Source organism: Cupriavidus sp. SIMBA_020 (assembly GCF_046535395.1).
Classification (GTDB): Bacteria; Pseudomonadota; Gammaproteobacteria; order Burkholderiales; family Burkholderiaceae; genus Cupriavidus; species Cupriavidus campinensis.
Genome location: NZ_JAWRWU010001083.1, coordinates 1 through 256, shown reverse-complemented (window position 1 = coordinate 256; position 256 = coordinate 1). Strand labels below are relative to the sequence as shown.

General features: G+C 60.9%; 1 pseudogene. It reads left to right on the top strand.

The features are described from left to right. Positions 1-105 precede the first annotated feature (105 nt). A pseudogene (locus tag SB751_RS32835) lies at positions 106-256 on the top strand (branched-chain amino acid ABC transporter substrate-binding protein); the annotation flags it as partial.

Sequence of the window (256 nt, the reverse complement as noted above, 5' to 3'; positions counted from 1 at the left end):
CACCTGAAGTTCGATTGTGGCAACCCGGCAATCGCACGCAAATAGATCACCTGGCCCAAAAGCCCAGTTATAACAAAGCCACATCCGACATACCGGAGGATTCCAATGAAGTTTCGCACCACTTTGAAGCTTGTCGCCGCCAGCATCGCCGCCGTCGGCATGGCCGCGGCCGCGCAGGCCGCCGACGTCAAGTTCGGCTTTGCCGCGCCCCTGACCGGTCCCCAGTCGCACTATGGCGAGGACATGCAGAACGGCC